This is a genomic window from Peribacillus sp. BM1, assembly GCF_056679975.1.
Genome location: NZ_CM155259.1, coordinates 923,942 through 944,979, shown reverse-complemented (window position 1 = coordinate 944,979; position 21,038 = coordinate 923,942). Strand labels below are relative to the sequence as shown.

At 38.7% G+C, this 21,038-nt stretch carries 17 protein-coding genes; 9 read left to right on the top strand and 8 right to left on the bottom strand.

Features of this window, described 5'->3' with window-relative positions:
- Positions 1-34: 34 nt before the first annotated feature.
- The 3 genes from AC1MGI_RS04565 to AC1MGI_RS04555 all read right to left on the bottom strand — a co-directional run bounded on the left by AC1MGI_RS04565 (position 35) and on the right by AC1MGI_RS04555 (position 4,470).
- A complete protein-coding gene (locus tag AC1MGI_RS04565) occupies positions 35-1,840 on the bottom strand; it encodes a carbon starvation CstA family protein (protein ID WP_480348747.1) in 1,806 nt (601 codons plus the stop codon).
- Between the two features lie 133 nt (positions 1,841-1,973).
- Positions 1,974-2,711 carry a LytR/AlgR family response regulator transcription factor gene (locus AC1MGI_RS04560; RefSeq protein WP_480348746.1) on the bottom strand — a complete coding sequence of 246 codons (738 nt, stop codon included), beginning with the start codon at positions 2,709-2,711 and terminating at the stop codon, positions 1,974-1,976.
- Positions 2,689-4,470: a LytS/YhcK type 5TM receptor domain-containing protein gene (locus tag AC1MGI_RS04555; protein WP_480348745.1), complete on the bottom strand. Its 1,782-nt coding sequence runs from the start codon at positions 4,468-4,470 to the stop codon at positions 2,689-2,691. The genes AC1MGI_RS04560 and AC1MGI_RS04555 overlap by 23 nt, the downstream gene beginning before the upstream one ends.
- A 221-nt stretch (positions 4,471-4,691) precedes the next feature.
- Here AC1MGI_RS04555 and AC1MGI_RS04550 point away from each other — a divergent pair, with 221 nt between their 5' ends.
- On the top strand, positions 4,692-5,021 hold the full coding sequence (locus tag AC1MGI_RS04550; RefSeq protein ID WP_480349701.1) for an MGMT family protein: 330 nt from the start codon (positions 4,692-4,694) through the stop codon (positions 5,019-5,021).
- A gap of 179 nt (positions 5,022-5,200) precedes the next feature.
- On the opposite strand, the gene pepT is transcribed toward AC1MGI_RS04550, so the two are convergent.
- Positions 5,201-6,436, bottom strand: coding sequence for a peptidase T (gene pepT / locus AC1MGI_RS04545; RefSeq protein WP_480348744.1), 1,236 nt, complete (start codon positions 6,434-6,436; stop codon positions 5,201-5,203).
- A gap of 265 nt (positions 6,437-6,701) precedes the next feature.
- Between pepT and AC1MGI_RS04540 the strand changes: the two genes are divergently transcribed.
- Together AC1MGI_RS04540 and AC1MGI_RS04535 are read left to right on the top strand one after the other, a co-directional pair.
- Positions 6,702-6,971, top strand: a complete 270-nt coding sequence (locus AC1MGI_RS04540; protein ID WP_480348743.1) for a hypothetical protein — start codon at positions 6,702-6,704, stop codon at positions 6,969-6,971.
- 17 nt (positions 6,972-6,988) lie between these two features.
- Positions 6,989-7,735, top strand: coding sequence for a hypothetical protein (locus AC1MGI_RS04535; protein WP_480348742.1), 747 nt, complete (start codon positions 6,989-6,991; stop codon positions 7,733-7,735).
- A 250-nt stretch (positions 7,736-7,985) separates the two neighbouring features.
- Here AC1MGI_RS04535 and AC1MGI_RS04530 read toward each other — a convergent pair whose 3' ends face one another.
- Positions 7,986-9,452, bottom strand: coding sequence for an alpha-amylase (locus tag AC1MGI_RS04530; protein WP_480348741.1), 1,467 nt, complete (start codon positions 9,450-9,452; stop codon positions 7,986-7,988).
- A 379-nt stretch (positions 9,453-9,831) separates the two neighbouring features.
- Between AC1MGI_RS04530 and AC1MGI_RS04525 the strand changes: the two genes are divergently transcribed.
- Both AC1MGI_RS04525 and AC1MGI_RS04520 read left to right on the top strand, forming a co-directional pair.
- The gene (locus AC1MGI_RS04525; protein ID WP_480348740.1) at positions 9,832-10,527 is read left to right on the top strand and encodes a response regulator transcription factor; all 696 of its coding nucleotides are present in this window, start codon (positions 9,832-9,834) and stop codon (positions 10,525-10,527) included.
- 31 nt (positions 10,528-10,558) lie between these two features.
- The gene (locus tag AC1MGI_RS04520; protein ID WP_480348739.1) at positions 10,559-12,754 is read left to right on the top strand and encodes a HAMP domain-containing sensor histidine kinase; all 2,196 of its coding nucleotides are present in this window, start codon (positions 10,559-10,561) and stop codon (positions 12,752-12,754) included.
- 288 nt (positions 12,755-13,042) lie between these two features.
- Here AC1MGI_RS04520 and gdhA read toward each other — a convergent pair whose 3' ends face one another.
- A complete protein-coding gene (gene gdhA / locus AC1MGI_RS04515; protein ID WP_062186472.1) occupies positions 13,043-14,422 on the bottom strand; it encodes an NADP-specific glutamate dehydrogenase in 1,380 nt (459 codons plus the stop codon).
- Between the two features lie 462 nt (positions 14,423-14,884).
- On the opposite strand from gdhA, the gene AC1MGI_RS04510 reads away from it, so the two are divergent.
- Complete coding sequence (locus tag AC1MGI_RS04510; protein WP_480348738.1) at positions 14,885-15,139, top strand: LysR substrate-binding domain-containing protein; 255 nt, start codon at positions 14,885-14,887, stop codon at positions 15,137-15,139.
- A 28-nt stretch (positions 15,140-15,167) separates the two neighbouring features.
- Here AC1MGI_RS04510 and AC1MGI_RS04505 read toward each other — a convergent pair.
- A protein-coding gene (locus AC1MGI_RS04505) for an IS3 family transposase (RefSeq protein ID WP_480348478.1) occupies positions 15,168-16,516 on the bottom strand; the annotation gives its coding sequence in 2 pieces (ribosomal slippage) (positions 15,168-16,072 and positions 16,072-16,516; 1,350 coding nt in all).
- 201 nt (positions 16,517-16,717) lie between these two features.
- Between AC1MGI_RS04505 and AC1MGI_RS04500 the strand changes: the two genes are divergently transcribed.
- The 3 genes from AC1MGI_RS04500 (at position 16,718) to AC1MGI_RS04490 (ending at position 19,350) form a co-directional block, all read left to right on the top strand.
- Complete coding sequence (locus AC1MGI_RS04500; protein WP_480348737.1) at positions 16,718-16,903, top strand: hypothetical protein; 186 nt, start codon at positions 16,718-16,720, stop codon at positions 16,901-16,903.
- A 29-nt stretch (positions 16,904-16,932) separates the two neighbouring features.
- Positions 16,933-17,949: a PTS sugar transporter subunit IIC gene (locus tag AC1MGI_RS04495; RefSeq protein ID WP_480348736.1), complete on the top strand. Its 1,017-nt coding sequence runs from the start codon at positions 16,933-16,935 to the stop codon at positions 17,947-17,949.
- Between the two features lie 207 nt (positions 17,950-18,156).
- Positions 18,157-19,350, top strand: a complete 1,194-nt coding sequence (locus AC1MGI_RS04490; RefSeq protein WP_480348735.1) for a class I SAM-dependent rRNA methyltransferase — start codon at positions 18,157-18,159, stop codon at positions 19,348-19,350.
- 223 nt (positions 19,351-19,573) lie between these two features.
- Here AC1MGI_RS04490 and AC1MGI_RS04485 read toward each other — a convergent pair whose 3' ends face one another.
- Complete coding sequence (locus AC1MGI_RS04485) at positions 19,574-20,842, bottom strand: dicarboxylate/amino acid:cation symporter (RefSeq protein WP_480348734.1); 1,269 nt, start codon at positions 20,840-20,842, stop codon at positions 19,574-19,576.
- Between the last annotated feature and the right edge of the window lie 196 nt (positions 20,843-21,038).

Genomic DNA, 21,038 nt, shown 5'->3' with positions numbered 1-21,038 from the left:
TTTAGGTTGTTTAAAATGGGGGGCTACTTTATTATTAGGAAGCTTCCGTTTTGGAACGTTCTACAAGTACGGTTTGCGGAATTTTCCATAGTTGAATCCACTTGGTAATGGAGGAAATAATGATCACAAGACCAAGGACTAACATAATGATGGAAAGAGCGCCATTTAATACACTGTAGCCAGCATTTTCTGTATTTAAGTAAACATTCGTAACCATCCAGTATCCTGCTACGTTAACCGTTACATACAGGTAAGCAAGTGGGATTAGGCATGTCAACATATACCAACGCTTGTCTGCAATCTTGAGGACCACTGTTGCACCGATAATAAGACCAATAGCAGCCATTAATTGGTTCGATACTCCGAAAAGCGCCCAGATGGAACTAATATCACCGGAGAAAAGGAGATATCCCCAGATAAAGCAGGCTAGCGCACTTGCAAAAATATTAGCAGGTAGTGAATCTGTCCGTTTTAACGGTTTAATGAAGTCTCCAAGGAAATCTTGGATAAGATAACGTGAAACTCGTGTTCCTGAGTCGATGGCAGTTAAAATAAAAACAGCTTCGAATAGAATAACAAATTGGTAGAAGTAGGACGCCATTTTCTCGAAAATTGGAATTTCCGTGAAGATATACGTCATCCCAACAGCAAGTGTAACGGCTCCACCCGTTCTTCCTTCGAGATCCATCCCAACTTCTTCACTCAGTTTATCAAGATGTACCGTTTCCATTCCTAGTGTTGCATATTTCTCTGGTGTTGAGTTGATTGCGAAATAATCTCCTGGTTGCAGGGAAACTGCGGCAATTAAAGCCATAATCGCTACTAAACATTCAACAAGCATGGCTCCAAAAGCGACACCTTTAATGTCACTCCAACGATTAATCATTTTCGGTGTTGTACCAGAACCAACGAATGCATGGAAGCCTGAGATTGCTCCACAAGCAATCGTAATGGAGATGAATGGCCAAACCGGTCCAGCGATAATGGGTCCACCGCCATTAATAAATTCCGTAAATGCTGGGAATTGAACACCTGGGTTTACATAGAATACGCCAAGAATTAATGCTGCGAATACACCAATCTTCATAAATGTACTTAAATAATCGCGAGGCGCCAGCAGTAACCAGACTGGTAAAGCCGCAGCAAAGAAGGCATAGATAGGGAGAATAAGAGCAAGTGTGCTTTTTTCAAATGTTAATAAATCGCCAAAGGCTGTGCCTTGGATGTTTGGCCCAAAGATGATAGCAGCCATAATAAGAGCAAAGCCAACAATTGTCGCACCTTTTAAGTTGCCTGTTTTTTTATGATACAAACCAACCCCCATTGCAATCGGAATTGTTATTCCAACAGCGAATGTTCCCCATGGGTTTCTTTCTAATGCACTCAAAACAACTAATGATAGACCTGCCATTGTAATGGTGATAATGAATAACATCGCTAAGCCTGTACAAAATCCCGCCACAGGACCAAGCTCTTCTTTTGCCACTTCTGATAAGGATTTTCCATCTCTACGCATGGAAGCAAAGAGAACAACCATATCATGGACAGCTCCACCGACTACTGCCCCAATCAGCAACCAAAGTAATCCAGGTAAATAACCAAACTGAGCAGCCAATATTGGGCCAACTAAAGGACCCGCTGCAGCAATCGCCGCAAAATGATGTCCAAACGTAACCCATTTATTTGTGGGTACATAATCTTGCCCATCTTCTAATTTATGGGCTGGTGTTGGCTTTGAATCATCAAGTTTTAAGACTTTTGCTGCCATGAATGTACCGTATAAACGGTATACAATTAAGAGTATACAGATAGAGCCAATAACGATTGTAATCGCATTCATTTTTCCTGTTCCCCCATTCCTTTGTCCTCTACTGCTATCATACTAAATGAAAACATAAATTAGAGCATTTTCAATTTGAAATACAAAAATAGAAAGTTGAGTTGCAAAAATGGAAAGGTGAAATGCAAAATATTCAAAAACCGAGTAGTTGCTTTAATTCTTTTACATAGGTGCGGCTAACAGGAACTTTGGAGCTGTCGTTCATGATTAAATGATAGGTAGAATTAAACCAAGGTTCTATTTCTATAATATGGTCCATGTTCACAATGAAACTGCGATGAACTCGGATAAATTGTCCTCCGTTTAGCTTTTTCTCTAGAACAACCAGTGCTTCACTGGTTTTATATGTGTGTTCCATCATTTTAATGATGGTTTTCCCTTCAAATGACTCTAAATAATGAATGTCAGCACATGTTAATAAAATAATTTTTTCCTCTAAAAGGACAGCAATTTTTCCAGTGTGGTCTTTTTTCAAAGAAGGGTAAATGGTGTTTTCCTTCGCACCAATTCTTTGCATTTGCTGGATTTTCTCCAGCGTTTTTTGAATGCGAATTTCATCAAAGGGTTTTAATAGATAGTCGAGTGCGTTTAATTCAAAGGCTTGTAGGGCATATTCATCATAGGCTGTCGCAAAGACAATTGCTGGGATTGGATCTAGAGTGAGTAAATGCTTGGCCAGCTGTAAGCCGTTATCTTCGGCAAGCTCAATATCTAAGAAAACTAGATCTGGTTTTAACTTAGGAATATCTACAACTGCATCTTCGAGGCAATCACTTTCCCCTAAGATTTTGACTTGTTTGCTTCGAATGAGTAGATATTTCAATTCATCTCTTGCTAATGGTTCATCGTCAACTATATAGGCTTTCAACATTTTGATCGAAAACTCCTTTACTATCAAGCGGGATGGCAATCGTAATGGCTGTCCCAAGATTTACTTCACTGTTTATAGTTAAACTAGCTTGGCCATTATAAATGCCATTTAAGCGCTGACTAATATTAAAAATGGCAGTGCCCGTCCCTTTTCTTGACTGCATGATTTGTTTACCAAGTAATTCAATTTTTTCAGCAGGAATTCCTTTCCCATTATCTGTGACAATAATTTGCATGGTATTATTTTGGGTGAAAATCTGGATGGTGATGTGTCCTTTGCCCTTGCCTTTTCCATTGCCGTAATGAATGGAGTTCTCAACGATCGGTTGCAAGGTAAATGGCGGAATAAGTACTTTCTCGAGACCGGGTTCTATTTGAAAGTTAATGTCGTACTTGTCTGGAAAACGAGTTTGTACTAATGACAAGTAGGCTTTGACATTTTCTAATTCCTTTTCTAAGGGTATGAGCATCTGTCTCGCACCATGTAAATTGCCCCGGAAAAATAAACTTAGATCAAGAAGTAACTTTCGAGCCTTATGTACATCTGTACGACATAGTATGGAGATTGTATTCAGGCTATTAAATAAAAAATGCGGGTGAATTTGTGCTTGTAAAGCTTTAATTTCTGCATCTTTCAACAGCTTCATTTGTCTTTCTGCCTCTGCAAGCTCTAATTGTGTGGAGAATAAGTTAGCTAAACCTTCTGCTAACTGTTGCTGTACCCGATCTAACTTATCTGGTTGGGTAAAGTACATCTTTAATGTACCTACTGTTTTACTTTGTACCTTTAAAGGCAATACGATGGCTGCCTGTAATGAACAATGGTTATGAAAGCAGAAGATTTCTTCTCTTGACCTTGCCACAGAAATGTTTCCGCTTCCAAGGACTCGTTTGGTTAAACCTGTAGCAAGTTGTGCTTTAGGTATATGATGGTCTGAACCTTCCCCAACATGGGCAAGGACTTGCTGTTCATCTGTTATCGCCACCGCATCGGCATCTGTTAGCCTCAGCATAATTTTTGATATTTCCATGCAAGAACGATTGTTTAAACCCTGTCGAAAGAAAGGTAAGGTTTGGTCGGCGATATGAAAGGCTCGGTTCGTTTGGCTTGCACGTGCCCGTTCTTCGTCACGTATTATCGATTGAATGATGAACATAAACAACAATGTGCCGAATCCATTAACGAAAATCATAGGAAGCCCGATGATTAGAACAAGATTCAGTGTATGGTCAAACGGCTTAGCCGTCATTAAAAGGATTAACATTTGTACAGTTTCTAATGTCATTCCGATCAAGACAGCAAAAGTAGACGTTATTTTTTTCCCATTCTGTTTTCGTTTGCTGCCAAAATACCCAGCAGCAATTCCAGCCAATATTGTAGAGAGTGCACAAGAAAAAGCTGTAAACCCACCAAGTGTATACCGGTGAACACCTGCAATTAGACCTGCTCCTATACCAACCGTTGGCCCACCGAGTAATCCACCAATAACAACACCCATCACTCTTGTATTTGCCAGCGCACTTTCAGGGTCTATTTCTGATAGCCACTCAGCTTTCGCAATGGTATTATGATGAATTTCAATTCCAGTGTAATTACTGATGACTCCGAATGCCCCAAAAAGCAAAATGAGCATGACTTTTTCATTTGTTTTGTGCTTATTTTGTACAATTTGGCGAAACGATTTCACTTGAGAGAATAGAAAAGCAACAATAACAATAATTCCGACCTTTTCAAGCATTAATGGTGCTAGATTAAACATAGTCACCCGTCCTTTATTATTCATTCAAACGCGAGATAGGTAATCGATAGAAATTTGCCTTTTCCATCTCATTATAAGTTTTTTATGTATACACTAAAGGTTAATAATAATCAGACCATTTCATATAAAGCGAATTATACTTGTTTAAGAGAGTTTTCGTACTCTTTCTTAATAGATAAGGTTAAAATATGGTTAAACAGAGTAAAAATGAAAGGATGAACATGAAGCCATTTACTGAAAAGGTAATTACTATTATTCAAAATATCCCAGAAGGAAACGTCATGACCTATGGCCAAATTGCTAAATTAGCAGGTAGTCCAAGAGGGGCGCGACAGGTTGTCAGAATCCTTCACTCCATGAGTGGAAAACATCATCTTCCATGGCATCGGGTCATAAATTCAAAAGGCAAGATTTCCATGAAAGATGATGAGCATTTTCAGATTCAAAAGCTTTCCTTGCAAAGTGAGGGGGTTGAATTCTTGTTAGATGGCTCCATTAATCTTCAGGAATTTCAGTTTCATCCAGCGATCGTGCATGAAGACTTAAAATAGACAAAGTGACTGGTGACGGCATCTTATATTGTGCAAAATAAAGGAGGATGCTTTAGGGGCTGACCTCGTGAAAGGGTCAGATCCCGCAATCCCAATATACTGTTCAAATTAAGCGTAAGTATTCCTATGAATTTTATATAGAGTGCGAGGTCAGATCCCTTTGCGGCACCCTTTTTATCTCACTTCGCCTTTTCCTCAAATAACTCAGCAATGCCAACGATTACGTTTACAGATTTCATCATATTGTCTACTGAAACAAATTCGTATTTTCCGTGGAAGTTCTCTCCGCCAGTAAAAATATTCGGTGTCGGCAGTCCCATATAAGATAGCTGAGATCCATCAGTTCCACCTCGAATTGGTGAAATCCTTGGTTCGATATCTAATTTTTTCATTGCTTCATAAGCGATATCAACAATCTCTTTGACCGGTTCGATTTTTTCTCTCATATTGTAATATTGATCCGTCATTTCGAGCAGAATGCTGTCATGACCATATTTTTCTTTTAATTCGTTTATGATGTTTTCAAGTTTCGTTTTCTTCGCTTGGAATTCCTCTTTATCAAAGTCACGGATAATATAAACGAGCTTCGTTTGTTCAACATCTCCTTGAAATGAAAGCAGGTGATAAAAACCTTCGTAGTTTTCCGTTAGCTCTGGAGCTTGTTCAGCTGGTAGCTTGCTTTGTAGTTCCATAGCAATTTTCATCGAGTTGACCATTTTACCTTTTGCTGTACCAGGATGGATATTGGTACCATTCACTGTAATCTTAGCGCCAGCTGCGTTAAAGCTTTCGTATTCTAGTTCACCAAGTGGACCACCGTCTACTGTGTATGCGTATTTTGCATCAAAAGCAACAACGTCGAATTTATGAGGACCGCGTCCAATTTCTTCATCAGGTGTAAAGGCAATACGAATTTTCCCGTGTTTGATTTCAGGGTGCTGAATCAAATAGCTCATGGCTGTCATAATTTCAGCGATCCCGGCCTTATTATCAGCGCCAAGAAGCGTCATGCCATCTGTTGTAATGAGCGTGTGACCTTTATAGTCTGACAAAGAAGGGAAATCTTTTGGTGACAGGGTGATATGTAGATTTTCGTTTAAGTGAATATCATTTCCATCATAATTTTCAACGAGCTTCGGCAAGACATTTTTTCCTGTGAAGTCTGTTGCTGTATCAATATGTGCTAAGAAGCCGATTGTTGGTACGCTCTTCGTTGTATTTGCTGCCAATGTTGCCATCACATATCCGTTTGCATCCATCGTCACTTCTGTCATGCCAATTTCTTTTAGCTCTTCAACAAGCATTTGTGCGAGAGTCAGCTGACCAGGTGTTGAAGGGCAAGTTAGACTTTCTTCATTTGATTGGGTATCCACTTTAACATAAGTAGTAAAGCGTTTGATGATTTCATTTTTCATTTTAGTTCAGCTCCTTTGAATAGATATGATTATCTTATCACGATTAGCTCACCCGTTCACATAGAGGGTTCATGAAACAACCTTCACTTAACTAATCAAAGTTTCACATTGAGAATGAATGGAAGTGTCCTGCCGAAAAATATCCTATAACTTGTGTCCTGCTCATCGTTTCCTACTGAAAAAAAGACGAATGTTCAGTGGTGGGTTTTCTACACTTCTTATGATATAACTGTAGTACGATTTACAATTGAAGGGAGCAGAACCATTGCATTTTCTAGAAAAAATTGAACCTCATCTAATGAGCGAAGATGTTCATATCAAGGAATTCATTTTACAAGTATTGCGTGATTTTCCACGTGTTCCAGAAGAGTGGACGACAAAATTGGTTAATGGGATGGTTGACTCCCATTCTATATCTCTGCTTATGGAGTTAAAAAAGCATACATTGAATGAAGAAGCTGTAAGGTTTCTAATTGAAGGAGCAAAAGCTGAGCCCCAGAACAGCTACATATGTATCAGCAGATACTTACAGTAGTGGAGCCGGAGTTAGCGATGAAGTACAAAAGAGAGTTATCTGCTCTTTTACCTGAGGATGTCTTTCGATTATATGATATTCTTCTGCATGGAGATGAGCGCCAAGTATGGCCGGAGTATAGCCGGTTACTTGATGCACTAAATCATTCCCAGGAATATAATGAAGCTCTTTTTCAACAGACAAGGCATACAGCCAATGTTCTTGCAAACAAAGGGTGGATTACGGATGCTGAGCTTGCTCATACATTAAATGAAAATTTGAATGAAGACTATTTCAATTTTGCAGGGATTTTCACTGTTTATTTAATTGGAGCGCTCGAAAAAAAAGAGTATATTTCACTACTGGCGGGCCTTCTGACAAGAGAAGATGATATTTTATTGGAAGTTACAGCAGATGTATTGATCAGCTTTCAAAGCGACCAAGTGGTGAATGAGGTTTCTCCTTATGTAAAAAATCCGGATGCCATTATTTACGGAACGTCCATTCTTGGGACGATTAAATCAGATTTGGCTGCACAAGAACTGAAGAAAGCCTTCGATGCATTAGAGTATGAAGAAGATGCAGCATTTCTCATTGAAGCATTAGCCCATCAATTAACGGATGAAGCAAAACCGTTCATTGACAGATATATGGAAGAAGGCATTGAATCGTTTATGATTGAATCAGAGGAGCTTGCATACTGCTATTATAAGATCATGGGGTATGAGCATCCTGAACTGGAAAACTGGCGGAAGATTGCAGATGCAAAGGGAAGTTCTTTTTAGAGAGACAAAAGGGGGCAGACAAAATCTGTCCCCTTTTGTCTTGTATGGATATGGGGCTTCGCTACTTATTAATCAAGCCAATCTACTTAGCAGGTATACTTTATTTTATTATAGAAAGTACCTTGAAATTCAGCTTCGCACTGCCACCATTGTGATTATGTGAGTGTAGTGTGCTATATGATTGATGGTGGTGTTTTAATGCCATGTAGGTTTTATGTGAAAAAATCCAATTCGCTGTAGAGTTTTAGTTTTATTCATCGTCTGAACTCACTTCAGCCAACGCCCAAACCGATACACTTCCGCCTGTAACAGGGAATTCTGCAAAGCCGTCATCTGCAATCGTAATCTTATCTTGCCGATTATTCGTCAGATCTATCCAATCTTCACCAGCACGGTCTTCGCCAACGAACATTCTTTTTTTGCCACTGTCACCATTAGAAACAATAACAGCACAGCCAGAATGTTCAATTTCTCGGACGCCACGGCGAACCCAGCCGATGATATTCTTATGATCGAAGTAATCCTCTTGATCGCCGTATGCTTTGTGGTAACGAGCAAAGAGAAGGGGATCGATGTCTGCTTTTTTTTCTGGGATGGGTTCAGGCCCACCAATGCCATAATAATCGCCATAAAAGACGCAAGGGTAGCCATCTTTTCTGAGCAAGATTAATGCATAGGCTGTTTGTTTGAACCAATCTTCTACCCATGATTCTAAGGATTCGTTAGGTTGTGAATCGTGATTATCAACAAAAGTTACGACATTCATTGGATGGGAGTGGACAAGTGTATCATCAAATATCGTTGCAAGATTATACTCCTTGCCAGCCTTGGAAGCGTCGCATAGTTTGTAATGAAGAGCCACATCAAAGAGATCAATTTTATAATCGGTATGGTCTAGATAGGCACGGCAATCTTCTAAATCGGGGTTCCAAAACTCTCCGACAAAATAGAAGTTTCCCTCCGTATGTTCAAGCATGGCATCTGAAAAGTCTCGAATAAAGTCGTAATTAATATGTTTAATGGCATCTAATCTAAACCCATCACATTCAACGGTATCGATTAGCCATTTCCCCCATGAAATCATCTCTTCGATCACATCAGGGTGCTCATAATCAATATTCGCAAACATTAAATAATCGTAGTTTCCAAATTCATCAGCTACTTTGTCATTCCATTTTTTATGTAAAATGCGGTAGATGCCTTTTTTACCAGTTTTGGCATCGTAATCGGTGCCATTAAAATGTTCAGAGCTCCAAGTGAAGGGGGAGTATTGACCACCCCGATTTGGAAAAGTGAATTTAGTAAAGCCTTCAATTTCAAATGGCTCGGAAATCTCATCCTTTCGATTGAATGGGTTGACTTCAATGACCTCGAATACTTCCGTTTCATCAGCTCCCGCTTTATGGTTCATGACTAGATCGACATAGACACTGATCTCGTGTTCATGGCAGGCAGCGATTGCCTTATGTAATTCATCTTTCGTGCCATATTTTGTACGTATCGTTCCTCTTTGGTTAAACTCGCCAAGGTCGTATACGTCGTATACCCCATAACCGTTATCTTCAACTGTTTGTCCTTTTGTTATAGGAGGAATCCATATACAGTCTATGCCACTTTTCTTCAATTTCGGCGCAGTTTCAGCCAACCTTCTCCAATGTGTGCCGTCTGCCTCAATATGCCATTCAAAAAACTGCATTATAGTATGATTCCGATTCATGATTATCCCCCGTCTCGACACTTCTTTTTGTATTAAGGACATGGGGCAGGGCTTCGCGACTTACTAATATAGCCAATCTACTTAGTAGGTAGACTTCTTTTAATGAGCAAATACCTTTAAATTCGCTTCGCACCGCCACCATTTTGATTAGGTGAGTGTTGCGTTATACACGATTAATCCTTCATGGTAGATGGTGGCGTTTTAACGCCATATAGGTTTTGTATTAACCAAGCTACCTCAAATTTTACCCTAGATAGTGCCACTTTAAAACCTTAAGAAATTCTTAAGAATTCTAGTAAGTAAATGTTAAGATTTACCCTTTAGAATGTAAATTAATTCAAACTAACTCTGCTATAGTAAAGAAAGGAGTGTGAAAAAAATGACAAAACTATTTTCTGTATTGGTAGTAGATGATGAAAAAGAAATTCGCGATGCGATCGAAATATATTTGAAATATGAAGGCATTAAAGTCATTCAAGCTTGTGATGGTATTGAGGCTATAGAAAAGCTGGATGAGCAGCCGATTCATCTGATTATCCTAGATGTGATGATGCCAAGAATGGATGGGATTGCGGCAACTTTTAAAATTCGTGAACAAAAGAATATCCCGATTATTATTTTAAGTGCCAAAAGCGAAGATACCGATAAAGTATTGGGGCTTCAAGTTGGTGCAGATGATTATGTCACAAAGCCTTTTAATCCGCTTGAGTTAATAGCTCGCGTTAAATCGCAGCTCCGTAGGTATGTGACACTTGGGACGTATGAAGACAGCAATAAGGTCATCGATTTAAACGGACTGACTCTGGATCCGGAAGCGAGGGTTGTAGAGGTCAATGGAGAGGCAGTAAAGTTGACGCCGATTGAATATAGAATTGTTGAGCTACTGATGAATCATCCCGGACGGGTTTTCTCGATTCAAGACATTTATGAACGTGTTTGGAAAGAACCAGGCTATAATGCGGAAAATACAGTTGCCGTACATATTCGAAAAATCCGTGAAAAAATTGAAATTGATCCGAAAAATCCAAGATATTTAAAGGTGGTATGGGGAATTGGGTATAAGATGGAGAAATAGTTATCCATTAATTATATGGGTGGTACTATTTGTGATTGGTTTAAAAGGGGTATTTTTTATTGCTGATCAAGGAAGACAGTATATAAACAAGGATTATTATGAAACGGGTTTTTTTGAAGATCATTTCAGTCAGTTTGTCGATACTCTTAACTTACTAGAATTAAATGACGTAACAGCAGATGATGTAAAAAGGGATCTTGTTGTGGCACCTGAGGAAATTGAAGAACATCGTTATCAGTATGGGGGCCTGTCTGAGCAGATTCAAACAATTAAAAATCAATACGAGAGTCGGATTTCTGATGCGAATGTTGTAGGAAATAAGGAATCAGCTGAAGCCTACACAAAAGAACGTGATAGAAAAATAGCAGACATAACGAAAAACTTTAATAGTGATGAATATGTAGAAGCTAAGATTCGCAAGGAAAAAGAGCAACAGGTAGATCGTTACTTCAAAGAGCGCGAACTGAATTATCGTAATGTATTAAATAAGGATAAAGATGTGTTCCGGTACTACCTTAAAGATACTTCAACTGGTAAAGTGTTCACAAATGTGAATATGGATGGAAACGACAATATCAATGAGATTTTTACGAATAAAAGTATGCGGTATGTACGGACATTTCCTTCCAATAAATATGATTATTTAACACCAGGAAGTTATGATTCAGAATTAGAATTATTATCTGATATTCCAAGAATAGGAGCCGATAAACAGTTTGAGGGGAAAATAGCTGTTTCGAAATCTATTCCAGCAACAAATCCAGTGATTCAAGATTACAAAGACTTTCAGATTGATAAAGCTTATTTTTATATAGTTCTTGGGCTTACTGTTCTATCTATCTTTTTATGCCTCTATTTTTATAAAAAAATAAGGCCGTTTCAGCGGATGACAGGAGCTATGTGGCTAAATTATTATGAGCGGGTTCCAGTAGATCTCAGGGTGGTTATTTTCGGAATTACTATGACGTTTGCTTTACCAACTTTGGCCTTCAATATGAAACCTGGCAGTTATGGCAATTTAGGCTCTTATGGGTATGGGTATGATAATAGCATCGATTGGGTAATCGATGTACTTGGGCTTTATACCATTACAATATGTATGATTGTGTTGGTTATGCTCCAGGCAGTTGAACTAATCAATACCTATAAAAAAGGTAGCAATCATCTAAAAGCTGAATGGGAACGATCCCTCCTATCTCGTTTGTTTAGAGCATTGCAGCAGTCATTTCTCTATAAAAGTGTCGGGGTCCGGATTATGATTATCCTATTCATTATTTTCACCTGTGGTTTTGCATTTGCTGCCGTTGTTTGGGAACCTTCGCTTATTGTCGGTTATATCCTAGGTTTATTACTTGTAGGACTGCCGACCGTATTGTATATATTTAATCGTATCGGTTATTTTAATAGGATCATTAAGCATACGAATGAGCTTGTAAATGGAAATATGAACGGTGAGATACAGGTGAAAGGGAAATCTGTACTAGCTGGCTTAGCTCGAGATATTAACACGATGAAACAAGGGGTTAAATCTTCAAAGACTGAACAGGCCAAAAGTGAACGGCTAAAAACAGAATTAATTACGAATGTTAGTCATGATTTACGTACACCGCTTACGTCGATTATTACTTATTCTGAGTTGTTGAGGAATCCGAATCTAACGGACGAAGATCGGAATGCTTATATTGAAATCGTCAATCGGAAATCCAAGCGGTTGCAAGGATTGATTGAAGATCTTTTCGAAGCTTCAAAAATGGCAAGTGGCAGTATTAATCTAAATAAGGAACAGGCTGATATCGTTCAGCTTCTTCAGCAAGCGCTTGCCGAACATGATGAAGCCATAAAGAATTCAAAGCTACAATTTCGTGTGAATTGCCCAGATCATCCTGTATATGCCGTTGTTGATGGCCAGAAGATATGGCGGGTGTTTGACAATCTGATTGGTAACACTTTGAAGTATTCAATGGAACATACAAGAGTTTATATTTCCGTTGGAAAAATGAATAATCAAGCCGTGATTACGTTTAAAAATGTGACAAAGTATGAGCTTGGCGACAGTGTCGATGAAATGTTTGAACGATTTAAAAGAGGCGATATGTCGCGTCATACAGAGGGATCAGGACTAGGGCTCGCCATTGCCAAGTCCATTATGGATATGCATGGCGGTGATTTAGATCTTGAAATTGATGGAGATTTATTTAAGGTTACTGTGAAAATAAATACGATGTAATCTAAACAGAAGAGATTGTCTAAAAAAGAGTCTGACCTCACACTCTATACACCGTTTATTGTGTCATGTTCACGTCTTAAACGGTATGAGACAACCTCTTTTATTTTTTCTTCAAATATCCTTGCAGCGATTAATAACAACTTCATAAGTGTTCAGATAGGGGGAACATCCTTTATTTGTGAATAGGCTGATAGAGTACTTGAAACGGCTGATAAAATTGCACGCTAAATAAATACAGCCCAAAGCAGGATAATCTGTTTTGGGCTGTATAACATAAATCGATTCGAATTAGATAACACCTTGTGCAATCATATTGTCCGCAACTTTAATAAAGCCAGCGATGTTTGATCCAAGGACTAAGTTTCCAGGTTCACCGAATTCTTCCGATGCTTTTAAGCTATTTTCATAAATGTTTTTCATAATCGTTTGCAGTTTTGCATCGACTTCTTCAAATGTCCAAGAAACTCGTGAACTATTCTGTGCCATTTCTAAAGAGGAAACAGCTACTCCACCAGCGTTCGCAGCTTTTGCTGGAGCAAAGAGAACTTCTTTAGTGTGGAAAAGGTCGATTGCTTCTAATGTAGAAGGCATATTTGCTCCTTCTCCAATTGCTTTTACTTGATTTGAAATAAGAATTTCTGCGTCAAATTCATCCAATTCGTTTTGCGTAGCACATGGTAGGGCGATGTCACAAGGTACAGTCCAGATGCCTTTGCTACCTTCAAAGTACATCGCATGCGGATGAACATCTGTGTAGTCGCTAAGTCGTTTTCTTTCGACTTCTTTCAATTGTTTTACAGTAGCTAAATCGATGCCTTTTTCATCGTAAATATATCCATTTGAATCACTGCATGCAACAACTTTCGCTCCAAGCGCAATGGCTTTTTCAATGGCGTAAATTGATACATTACCTGATCCTGAGACTACAACTGTACTGCCTTCAAAGCTCAATCCTTTGCTCTGTAGCATTTCTTGTACGAAATAAACGACACCATATCCAGTTGCCTCTGTTCTGGCAAGACTTCCTCCATAGCCAATTCCTTTGCCGGTAAGTACTCCAGCTTCATAATTGCCTCGAATGCGTTTGTATTGACCGAATAAGTAACCAATTTCTCTTGCCCCAACGCCGATGTCCCCAGCTGGAACATCAATATCAGGACCGATGTGACGATAAAGCTCTGTCATGAAGCTTTGTGTAAAACGCATAACTTCAAGATCTGACTTTCCTTTTGGATCAAAGTCAGAGCCGCCTTTGCCGCCACCAATTGCCTGACCTGTTAATGAATTTTTAAGAATTTGTTCAAAGCCAAGGAATTTAATAATGCTTGCGTTCACAGTCGGGTGAAACCTAAGTCCGCCTTTGTATGGACCGATTGCACTATTAAATTGAACGCGGAAGCCGCGATTTACTTGAACTTTTCCTTTATCATCAACCCACGGTACTCTAAAGGTAATCATTCGCTCAGGCTCTGCAAGCCTTTCAAGTATGTTGTGTTCCATATATTGAGGATATTTTGCGAATACTGTAGTAAGAGAGAGGAAGATTTCTTTAACGGCTTGATGAAATTCAGATTCATATGGATTACGTTTTTTAACTAGCTCAAATACGCTGTTTACATATTCTTCAGCTGCTTGTAATTGACCGTGTAATGGTTCTTGAACCACCATGATGTATCACTCCTTAAATAATTTACTTTTGCTTTGAATATAGTTTATCTCTTACGGTTAACCTTAACAATCTGAATAATAGATAAAAATCATGCCTTTTTGAGATGAAAGATGGTTTACATTATGAAACTAGGGCAAATTCAAGATTTTATTTTAATCAAGCACAATTCATAATGCGGCTTATATAGCTGAAATAGCAATGGCGGAAATCGAAATAGTCTTTCTTGGTCCTTTGTCACATGATGAGAAGAAGGGTTAGGGCGAAGTGTTATTTGACAATGGAATTATAGCTCTCCTGCCAATTACACATTCACTTACGAATCGATCTTCTATTTGATGGAGGGAGTTACAGGGAGAAGGCTACATTTTGTTTCCTGAGGGCGTGTCTTACGTGAGATCTTTATTAAGGCATGCGGGTCAATTGGGTTTACACCACGGGTTGTTTTTGAAGTGTAAGATATTGTGCCGCTTTATGGGGAGCTAGCTGCAGGATTTGGGATTACTTTAATACCTGAAGTTACCTTAATGGATAGCCTTCCGCACGATGCAGTCAAGGTCCCAATCGTTGAACCTGTAGTAAGGAGAAATGTTGGAATTATTATTTCAAAGGAACGTCGGTTCTTACCTACTGAACAGTTATTTTATGATTTTACAGTAGATTTCTTTGCAAACCTAATGGATATGGAAAATGAATTAGTAAGAAAAGACCCGTATTGATCTGACCCAATAAAGTTAGACAAATATTTTAGGCAACTTTTAAGATCCGAGTTCGGTATTCTACCGGGCTCAGGTCTTTTAATTTTGCCTTCATTCTTTTGTGATTGTAGTACTCAATGTACTCTTTTAATTCTCTTTCAAAATGAGCCATACTTTCAAATTCTTGCAGGTACAGCAATTCAGACTTTAATAAGCCGAAGAAATTCTCGATAACGGCATTATCTAAGCAGTTACCCTTACGAGACATGCTTTGTGTAATTCGGTGCTCTTGTAATGTTTTCTGATACTTCTTCATTTGATAATGCCAGCCTTGATCGGAATGAAGAATGACTTTGTCTTCCGGTTTAAGACGTTTTATTGCTTCATCTAACATATTGCCCACGAGTTGATAGACAGGGCGGCTCATGACTTTGTACGCAATAATTTCGCCATTACATAAATCGAGGACAGGCGACAGATAACGTTTTTCCCCGAAAAGATGGAATTCGGTCACATCTGTTACCCATTTTTGATTCATTTTATCTGCGTTAAAATCACGTTGTAATACGTTCGGCGCGATTTTACCCACGTTCCCTTTGTAAGAACGATACTTCTTCATACGGACCATGCATTTTAAGCCAAGCTCATTCATTAAACGATTGATGGTCTTCGGATCATGAATAAAACCATATTTCTTTAGCTCTTTTGTGATGCGACGATACCCATAGCGACCTTTATGTTCATGATAAATCTTCTTAATTGCCTCTTTTATATCGGCGTATTTGTCCACTCGGTCTAATCGTTTCTCCCAATAATAATAAGTGCTGCGTGGAATGTCTGCGACTTCAACTAGATCCACAACGCCATACGGATCCTTTAGTTCAAAAATTACTTGCGCTTTGATTTGGTTTGTAATTTTTCCTGCATTTGAACTAAAGTATTCAACTTTTTTAAGTAAGCATTCTCCACTTCTAAACGCTCGATTTTCGCTTGTAACGCTTCTACTGAGCCCTCAGCTGGTGTCGTTTTAATTGTTTTCTTCTTCATAGATGGACGCCCCTTTTTCTTTGGTTCTAGCGCGTCCAATCCCTTTGTTTTCAGCAACTGATCCCATTGATAAATGGTACTGGGAGCAGAAATATTAAATGTGCTTGCCGTTTCTCGAAAAGACGCGCCCGTTTCGTTCATAAAATTGAGTACGTCTAGTTTAAACTGACTGGAGTAACTTGTATAGCCCTTCTGAAAACCTTCTGCCCCTTGCGCTTCAAATAATTTAACCCAAGTAATGACTAGTGATTTCACTGTACCAATGCTTTCTGCAATGGTTTTATAGCCTTCCTTTCCAGTTAAATAACGTTCTACCGCTTTTAACTTATCCTCTACTGTATATTTAGACATAAAAACACCCCGTAAATGTTAGTTTGGTGTCTAACATTTACGGGGCAGTTCATATTTGGGTCTTTTCTATTAAAGTTCATATTAATATATTTAGATTATAAATTTGGTAGCGTTGTCAAGAAAAATAATTATTTACATTTTCTGAATATTATAATATTATAATATTATATTGATATACAATATTAGGGAGATTTTAGTCGTTTGAAACATAGATATAAACAACAGGAATTATATTTTCTTACTATGTTAAATGGGATTGAAGTGACCGTATATAAAATGAATGTTTTCGTTCTATTGTTCATGTTATTCAACAAGGTACACTGGTATGATACGTTTACTACTCACTCACAAAATAAACGAGCTAATTATTTATCTTATACCAACTAGAATATAAGCAAAACGGGAGAGTGAACAAGATGAAATGGAATTGGGTTGAACATGTAAGTAAGGCTTCGGCGGGAATAGCTAATGCGGTATTGGTGACACTTGGGATCGGGCTCTTGTTTGAATCATTTGGTGGGCTACTCGGCTGGGAAGCATTTGTTACGATAGGAGGAGCAACGAAAATGTTACTTGCTCCTGCACTTGGTGCTGGAATTGCCTATCAGCTAGGCGGTAATACACTGGTCATCTTTAGTGCAATGGCCTGTAGCACGATTGGCGGGGCGGCCATTCATCAAACGGCTGAAGGGGCGTTTACCATTGTCACAGGTCAGCCAATCAGTGCCGTATTAGCCGCGGTTGTTGCAACAATTGTAGGCAAATGGGTTATTGGACGTACGAAACTCGATATGGTAGCCATTCCATTTGCAGCCATTCTTGTTGGTGGTGTTTCAGGTGTCGGTCTAGCGGCAGTTACGACACCACTAATACAAAAATTGAGCGTAGCCATTACAGCATCGGTTCAAGGGTCACCGCTTATTGCTCCGATGGTCATATCTTTAGTGTTTAGTATGCTTTTAATGTCACCGGCATCATCTGCAGCCATTGCAATGGCATTGCAGTTAGATCCTGTTTCAAGTGCGGCTGCTTTAATTGGCTGTACCATTCAGTTTGTAGGATTTACGGTTATGTCGATGAAACAAAATGATTTGGGTGGCTTTTTGGCGCAATCATTAATCACACCAAAGGTTCAGTTCCCAAATATCGTAAAAAACCCACTGCTTATTATTCCACCGTTTGTGGCAGCGATCATTTGTGCACCCGTTGCAACACTAGGGTTTGACTTTCAAGTCTCCTATGAGATTGCTGGATTAGGATTGAATTCATTGATCGCACCAATCAATATCGTATCAACACAAGGAGTAAGTGCCTTTTTAATTTACATGGCAACAGGTGTTGTCTTGCCCATTGCAATAACTCTTGGTTTATATAAAGCAGTTAAAATAGTTGGCTGGGTAAAAGTTGGCGACTTGAAAATGGAAATTCAGTAAAAGACTATCCCATTGTGAATAGATGTGTGACTTACAAATATAATGATATGAAGAAAAGAGAGTGTTTCAAGGGCTTTCCCTAATGAGACATTCTCTCTTTTTTTTCAAAAAAGATATCTGGTAATGCCAATAAAATGCTTAAACCACTTTGCATTTTTCCTGCTATGCATGAGATGATAGAAAGAAGCGTGAAAATTATTTTAAAGGATGTTACAAATGAATATAAAAATTAAAAACAACTTCATCAATAAGATAGCTAAAGGATATCCGTTAATTGAAAAAGATGCTGTGATAAACAGCCAAGACCTCAAAGAAGAGGGAAAGATCATCAGAGTAACAGATGAGAAAGGGCAATTTCTAGGTAAAGGATATTATGGCATTCAAAACAAAGGAATTGGCTGGATTCTTACGCATAGTGAATCGGAAGATGTGAACCAGTCCTTTTTTGATAAAAAGCTGCAAAAGGCGATTGCGTTAAGAAAATCGTTTTTTGAAGATCCTAATACGACCGCTTTTCGAATTTTTAATGGCGAAGGCGACGGCATTGGCGGCTTAATCATTGACTATTATGATGGTCATTTTGTGTTGAGTTGGTATAGTGCGGGAATTTACTCATTTAAAGAGCTTGTGCTAAAAGCCCTGCTTAATAGTGTTGTGGTTAAATCAGTGTATCAAAAGAAGCGCTTCGATACGAAGGGGCAGTATATGGACGAAGATGATTTCGTCATGGGAGAAGCGCCTGAATTTCCGCTGATTGTTAAAGAGAACGGTGTGAATTTCGCTGTGTATTTAAATGATGGAGCTATGGTTGGTGTATTCCTTGATCAAAGGGAAGTCAGAAAAACCATTCGCGATACATATGCAAAAGGGAAAACAGTGCTGAATATGTTTTCTTATACAGGAGCTTTTTCTGTTTTTGCAGCAGTGGGTGGAGCGATTAAAACAACAAGTGTTGACCTTGCTAATCGTAGCCTGCCAAAAACGAGTGAGCAATTTAGCATTAATGGTATTAACCCTGAAGAACAGAATATTGTTGTGATGGATGTGTTCAATTATTTTAAATATGCAATCAAGAAGAACTTAATGTATGATATGGTGATCCTTGACCCACCAAGCTTTGCTAAATCAAAGAAATTTACCTTTAGTGCAGCAAAGGATTACAAGAATCTACTAAAGGATACAATCGCAATCACAGAGGATGAGGGAGTAATAGTCGCCTCTACCAACAGTAGCTCCTTTGATATGAAAAAATTCAAAAGTTTCATCGACGCAGCATTTAAAGAAAGTGGATTTACATATAAAATAGAAGAGCAATTTTCGTTACCAGATGATTATAATACGATTAAGGAATTCAAAGAAGGAAATTATTTGAAGGTTGTTTTCATTAGAAAACTGAAGTGATAACTCGTAACGAAAGAGTTAGACTCCTACAATATATGGTTTATAATACAAGTAAATGACAGACTAAACGGTGTATAGAGTGTGAGGTCGGGCTCTTCCTTTAGGACAACTTTGTTTCACGTGGAACACTTTTCACCATAATATGTAGCGTTCGAAATTCATTAAGAAACAAAGAGGATGTCTCGAAGGATATTGACCCTTCGAGACATCCTCTTTTCATACATTATACGGTTTCACTTCTTGAAAAAGACTTCTTCAACCAATTCTTCCCTTCAACAAGTCGTGTGACCATCATGGCACATACAGTGTTGCCTGTAGAGTTCAAGAGGGTCGCAGGAGCATCAATAATCGTACTAATTACGGCGATAATCGGCAGAACACTTGGTGGAAAGCCAAAAATGCTAAGGATCAGCATTTCGCCAATCATGCCACCTCCAGGGATTGCACCCATTACTGCTCCGACTAAGAAAGAGACAGCAAGAATACTTAAAATGCTTGAAGGGCTTGTCATGTCTTTGCCAAACAAAGTAAATAAGAAGACGATTTTCAATACACCGCCAAATACAGAGCCGTCCTTGTGCATGTTTGCGCCAAGTGGGATCACTGTTTCGGCGATATCCTTTGGTACACCCATCTTGCGGGTAGATTCAAGATTTGCTGGAATGCTGGCAGCACTTGAACAGGTAGCGATGGCTGTGATGGATGGTGTAAATGCATTTCTCCAGAAAGTCTTAACACCTTCACTGCGCCCCGCAAAATAAGCATATAACGTGAAGAATCCGAAATAGTACACAAGAGTTAATACGAGATAAAGAACAAATCCTCTGGCATACCCTTCAAGAATCTGTGGTCCAAGCTGACCGATCACTGCTGCAAAATAGGCGCCAAGTCCAATGGGAGCATAATACATGATGATCTTGACCATTTTCATCATTACTGCTGCTCCGCCTGTTAGAAATGCAGCAACTGGCTTGGCCACTTCACCTGCCAATGCTGTAGCAAGACCGAAAAGAACAGAGAAAACAATGAGTTGAAGCATATTGCTTCGTGATAACAGTAAAGAAAAGTCAGAAACAGTAAAGGTATTTACAAGCTGGCTAAGTGCAGATATATCTTCTAATGAAGTTTCTGGTTTTTCTGCTTGCGCCATTAAATTTTTAATAGCAGAAGTATCTGTGCCTTCTAATGGATTTATAATACTTGTTCCCAAAAAGGCCAGAAGAGCAGAAATGATTGCTGTCCCAAGGAAGACAATGAAAATACTCCCCATAATCTTACCAAGGCGTTGCATACCGCCCATATTCGCGATGGCCGCTGCTATGCTAAAGAATACGAGAGGAACAATCATCATAAACATTAGATTAAGAAACAAATCACCTAATGGTTGTACAACAGATGTCTTTGTTCCAAATACAACTCCAGCGATACCACCAATTATGATGGCAATAAGTAACGTCAGAGATGATTTATAATTAGAAAAAAAGTTTTTCAAAACATCCAATCCTTCTTTCATGAAAGGTGATAAAGATACATAGAGTTTATTATCATATGTAAATTCCATTTTTACAATCTATTTTCGAAGTGTTGTAGTAAGTTATTTCCAGTTTTTTTTAATAAAAACATCCATGAGAATCCGCTCCCAACTTAGCGATGAAAAAGGTTCAGATTCTCAAATTGTATCACCTAAT

Excerpts from the sequence above, each read along its gene's own strand:
- AC1MGI_RS04565 (WP_480348747.1), bottom strand. The coding sequence starts at position 1,840 with ATGAATGCGATTACAATCGTTATTGGCTCTATCTGTATACTCTTAATT.
- AC1MGI_RS04560 (WP_480348746.1), bottom strand. The coding sequence starts at position 2,711 with ATGTTGAAAGCCTATATAGTTGACGATGAACCATTAGCAAGAGATGAA.
- AC1MGI_RS04555 (WP_480348745.1), bottom strand. The coding sequence starts at position 4,470 with ATGTTTAATCTAGCACCATTAATGCTTGAAAAGGTCGGAATTATTGTT.
- AC1MGI_RS04550 (WP_480349701.1), top strand. The coding sequence starts at position 4,692 with ATGAAGCCATTTACTGAAAAGGTAATTACTATTATTCAAAATATCCCA.
- pepT (WP_480348744.1), bottom strand. The coding sequence starts at position 6,436 with ATGAAAAATGAAATCATCAAACGCTTTACTACTTATGTTAAAGTGGAT.
- AC1MGI_RS04535 (WP_480348742.1), top strand. The coding sequence starts at position 6,989 with ATGAAGTACAAAAGAGAGTTATCTGCTCTTTTACCTGAGGATGTCTTT.
- AC1MGI_RS04530 (WP_480348741.1), bottom strand. The coding sequence starts at position 9,452 with ATGAATCGGAATCATACTATAATGCAGTTTTTTGAATGGCATATTGAG.
- AC1MGI_RS04525 (WP_480348740.1), top strand. The coding sequence starts at position 9,832 with ATGACAAAACTATTTTCTGTATTGGTAGTAGATGATGAAAAAGAAATT.
- gdhA (WP_062186472.1), bottom strand. The coding sequence starts at position 14,422 with ATGGTGGTTCAAGAACCATTACACGGTCAATTACAAGCAGCTGAAGAA.
- AC1MGI_RS04495 (WP_480348736.1), top strand. The coding sequence starts at position 16,933 with ATGAAATGGAATTGGGTTGAACATGTAAGTAAGGCTTCGGCGGGAATA.
- AC1MGI_RS04490 (WP_480348735.1), top strand. The coding sequence starts at position 18,157 with ATGTTACAAATGAATATAAAAATTAAAAACAACTTCATCAATAAGATA.